The organism is Collimonas sp. (assembly GCF_044339385.1).
Classification (GTDB): domain Bacteria; phylum Pseudomonadota; class Gammaproteobacteria; order Burkholderiales; family Burkholderiaceae_D; genus Collimonas.
Genome location: NZ_JBIIVN010000188.1, coordinates 1 through 4,387 on the forward strand (window position 1 = coordinate 1; position 4,387 = coordinate 4,387).

Here is a 4,387-nt window from a genome sequence, read left to right on the forward strand (position 1 = left end):
CCTGATCCTGCGCAAGCTGCGGCTTTTTTGCGCTGCGTTTCTGGTAATGCTTTGGCCGATGTGGCGTATGGCGACTGTCACGGCTTGAGACAATTATTGGGAAATGGGATTGTTCAGGGCGGACTATCTACTTTTATCGCAGCACGTCAAATCAGAGCGGATGTCCAGCGTCGTGCAACGCGTGCTTAGCCGCATCAATTGCGCGATCGACATGATCCAAAGCGCGATGCTTAAGGCCTCGCGCCTCAGGATTATCTTCCTCTTGCGCCAGATCGTTATGCGCCTTGCGCAGTAGTTCAACGGCGTGGTGCAGGCGGCCAGGACGGTCGAGGTTGGCATCTTCATGAGGATGATCGCCCAGATTCTTTGCATCGTCGCGCGCACCTTTCTTGACCTCTCCGATTGCACGGTCGATTTCGCTGATAGCGAGATCTTCGTTGCCGCTTACCGCAGCGTCGCCAGGACGATGCTCAAGGTTCCAGCGCGCATCGCGCAGATCGGTCAGCGCGTGCAAATACCCAGGATGTTGACCTGGAATATCAGCATGAGCGGCGAATGGCAGCAAAGCGGAAAACAATACGGCTACGGTGGATAATTTCAATTTCAATTTCAATTTCAATTTCAATTTCAATTTCAATTTCTTGCTCCCGGGCTGTATGGTCGAAAAAGATACTTGGCTGGCAGGTTGATGAAGAATTGCCTGGCTTGCCATGTCAACGGCCAGCAACGGAAAAGGTTTACCGGCTTCAGCGCCAAAGTGTAAGGAATTGCTACACGCATTACCGCAACGCAGATGGCGCGCATGATGGCACCGGAGAAGCAACCGCAGCCCGGTTGTCTAGACTCAGGAGGCCACATTGCCGATCGAGCGAATACGGTCTCTGCTGCGGCGGGAGTTGGCACGATTGCCGGCAAATGCTGTTAAAACCCAAATTGAAATTGGATAAACAATAAGGATGTCACCGAGGGGTTTATTACGTCGAGATACAACAGCTTCAGGGCGGAATAATTCTGATCGATTCGACTCAAGCGACGATGGTGATGCGGACTTACGGGAAATGGATTGGAGCCGGCCTAGATGAGGATCGTAGGCGACGCCTTGAGGCTGTTTACACCCAAATTGACCCCAAACTCAAAAACGAATTTCCCGTTTTCGGCTGAAACCAGCATGGATATTGAACTTTGAATGGTGGGAAGTACAAGTTTCGAACTTGTGACCTATCGCGTGTGAGGCGATCGCTCTACCCCTGAGCTAACCTCCCGGAGAGGCCACATTATTACACAAAATTATCAGCAAATAAAGCTACCGCCTGCCGCCCTCAAATACCGTTGTTTGAAGCGCCATTGCGACGGAATTTCCGGCCGCCCCTTACTGACGCTTTGCCTCGAGTACGCCCTTGACCTCGCGGATTACGGCCAAGGCCTTTTGCAACTGGGCAGTTGAAGCTATTTCGGCGGTGAATGCCATCCGCGCATGCGCCTTGGCGCTTTGGGTGCTGACGCCGATGACGTTGATCTTTTCACGCAAAAATACTTCGGAAATATCGCGCAGCAAGCCTTGGCGGTCGCTGGCGAGAACGAAAATATCTACCGGGTAAACGGTTTCGGCTTCCTGCGCACCCCAGGTCGTCAGGATCACACGCTCCGGCGCTTTGATGCGCATTTCAGCAAAATTCTTGCAGTTTTCGCGATGGATAGAGACACCCTTGCCGCGCGTGATGAAGCCGACGATCGGATCCGGCGGCGCGGGCTTGCAGCACTTGGCCAGTTGCGTCATCAAGCCGTCGGTGCCGACCACCAGGACCCCAGACTTACCACCGCGCACCACGCTGGAGGCGCGACTCTTGTGGGTAATCGCGGCCTCCTCCATCTCACTGTCATGCTCGGCCGACTTGAGCACAGGGTCGTCATGCAGCGCCTGCTCGACATGGCGCAAACTGAACTCATCCTTGCCTAACGCCAGCAGCAGATCTTCCAGCTTGGCGAACCCCAGCTTACGCGCCAGTTCTTCAAGGTTGACCGCGGTCTTGCCTTCGCGTTGCAGCGCCTTGTCCAACAAAGTGCGGCCGGTGGCCAAGGTTTCCTGCTGTTCGATGGCATTGAACCAGGCACGCACCTTGGAGCGCGTTCGGGCGCTTGCGGCGTAACCCGGCGTCAGCCAGTCACGCGACGGACCAGCGCCGGCGGGCGAATTCTTGGCAGTGATGATTTCCACCGTCTGACCGTTCTTCAACGGCGTGTTGAGCGGCACCATGGTGCCGTCGACGCGCGCGCCACGGCAACGATGGCCGACGTCGGTGTGCAAGTAATACGCAAAATCGATCGGTGTGGCACCGCTCGGCAACTCAATCACACGCGCCTGCGGCGTCAGCACATAGATATGATCGTTGAGCGTAGCCTGCTTGAGCTTTTGCAGCCACTCGCGACGACTGTCTTCATGCTCGACCACAACATCGACCACTTCACTTTTCCAGGCGAGTAACTGGCGCAGCCAGGCGATTTTCTCATCGTACTTCTGCGCCGAAAAATTGGAGCCGCCAGCTTCTTTGTAACGCCAGTGCGCCGCCACGCCGTATTCGGCGAAATGATGCATTTCATTGGTGCGAATCTGCACTTCCAGCGCCCGCTCGTCATCCGCCAGCACCACCGTATGCAGCGATTGGTAGCCGTTTTGCTTGGGGCGCGAGATGTAGTCGTCAAACTCTTTCGGGATCGGCACCCAGATGTTGTGAACGATGCCAAGCACCGTATAGCAAGTCTTGACGTCGTCGACAATCACACGGAATGCACGGACATCGTAAAGCTCGGAAAAATCGAGCTCCTTGCCTTTCATCTTGTTCCAGATGCTGTAGATATGTTTGGGGCGGCCAGAGACTTCGGCTTTGATGCCGGCTGCCGCCAATTCGCTGCGTAGTCGTGTAATGGCGGCGTCGACAAAACTCTCGCGCTCGATGCGCCGCTCTTCCAGCATCTTGGCGATGCGCTTGTAGGCGACAGGATCAATGAAGCGGAACGACAGGTCTTCCAGCTCCCATTTCAACTGCCAGATACCGAGCCGGTTGGCCAGCGGCGCATACAGGTCGAGCGTCTCACGCGCGTACTGACTGGTGCGCGGATTTTCCATTTTGTTTTCGGCAAAATAACGCAATGCAGTCATTCGCGACGCCAACCTGACCAACACCACACGCATATCGGTCGCCATCGCCAACAGCATCTTGCGCAAAGTCTCAACCTGACTGGCGGCCTGTTGCGCAGCGTTCTTGCCACGCATGACCTCTTGCGGCAAGCCAAAGGTAAAACCGTGCAATCGCATCAGTTGTCGAATACCACCGACCAGATCTGCAATTTCCTTGCCAAAGCGTTGTTCAATGGCGTCAGAATAACGCGCATCAATCAGCGGCAACTCAAACAGCAGGCCGGCGATGCGGGTTTCGACATCGGCGTCGAGCAGCGCCAGTATGCTAGCCACACCCTGCGAAAAATCGAGCGAACTCTGACCGGTCGTGATGACATTGTCAGCATACAGCGGCTCGACGAACGCCAGTGCATCCAGTACCCGCGCGCTATCGGCGGGGCTGAGACCGGTGGTGCAGAGCTGAATCTGCGAGGCGCGTTGCGTTGCTGTGAGCGAAACCATTTTATGTATGCGTTTTCTTTATTTCTGTGCCGCGACCACAACGATCTCGATCAGGATTTCTGAGCGCGCCAACTTAGCCTCGACAGTCGCCCGCGGCGGCGAGTTACCAGCCGCAACCCACTCGTCCCAAACGGCATTCATGCCATCGAAATCCTTGACGTCGGCCAGATAAATCTGACACGACAGGATGTGATGCTTGTCGCTGCCAGCTTCTGCCAGCAAGCGGTCTATGTGCCCCAATGTTTCACGAGTCTGGCCTTCGATATTTTGGGTTGTATCTTCGGCCAGTTGGCCGGCAAGGTAGACGGTGCCGTTACGAATGGCGACTTCCGAGAGCCGTTTCCCCACATGCAAGCGCTGGATTGTCATGACTACATCTCCTCTTAAATTATCTTGAATAATTTTGAACCAACAGCAACGAATCAGCCTAGCAAGAACTCAGTGACGACTTCAATTTGATCGATATGCAGCAGGGTCGGGGCGTGACCGACGTCCGCTAACTCAACCAGTTTCGCCTTGGGGCCGCATTGCGTCATGAGCTGCGCCACTTCTGGCGACAACAGATCGGATTGCGCGCCGCGCAACAGCAACGTCGGGCAACTGATCGCATTATAGGCGGCCCACAACTGAGCTTCCCCCGAAATTTAGTCTTCCATAGGTAACGTAAAATCAACGATCCTTTGGAAAGACCAGCAATGAAGAAGATACCAAAACAGATGTACACGGCGGAGTTCAAGGAGCTAGCCGTGC

3 protein-coding genes, 1 tRNA gene and 1 pseudogene are annotated in these 4,387 nt (G+C 55.1%); all 5 read right to left on the minus strand.

Annotated features, from left to right (window positions below; all coding sequences use genetic code 11):
• Nucleotides 1-151: 151 nt before the first annotated feature.
• Nucleotides 152-601: a hypothetical protein gene (locus ACIQ0R_RS11485; RefSeq protein ID WP_395827480.1), complete on the minus strand. Its 450-nt coding sequence runs from the start codon at nucleotides 599-601 to the stop codon at nucleotides 152-154.
• Between the two features lie 586 nt (nucleotides 602-1,187).
• Nucleotides 1,188-1,262 (minus strand) — tRNA-Val (locus ACIQ0R_RS11490).
• A 107-nt stretch (nucleotides 1,263-1,369) separates the two neighbouring features.
• Nucleotides 1,370-3,637, minus strand: a complete 2,268-nt coding sequence (locus ACIQ0R_RS11495; RefSeq protein WP_395827483.1) for a RelA/SpoT family protein — start codon at nucleotides 3,635-3,637, stop codon at nucleotides 1,370-1,372.
• Nucleotides 3,638-3,655: 18 nt separating this feature from the next.
• Nucleotides 3,656-4,006, minus strand: a complete 351-nt coding sequence (locus ACIQ0R_RS11500; RefSeq protein WP_395827486.1) for a RidA family protein — start codon at nucleotides 4,004-4,006, stop codon at nucleotides 3,656-3,658.
• A 53-nt stretch (nucleotides 4,007-4,059) separates the two neighbouring features.
• Nucleotides 4,060-4,278, minus strand: a pseudogene (locus ACIQ0R_RS11505) (alpha/beta fold hydrolase); the annotation flags it as partial.
• Between the last annotated feature and the right edge of the window lie 109 nt (nucleotides 4,279-4,387).

Bases quoted from the DNA above. Each gene is read 5' to 3' on its own strand.
- ACIQ0R_RS11495 (WP_395827483.1), bottom strand. From the start codon at position 3,637: ATGGTTTCGCTCACAGCAACGCAACGCGCCTCGCAGATTCAGCTCTGC.
- ACIQ0R_RS11500 (WP_395827486.1), bottom strand. From the start codon at position 4,006: ATGACAATCCAGCGCTTGCATGTGGGGAAACGGCTCTCGGAAGTCGCC.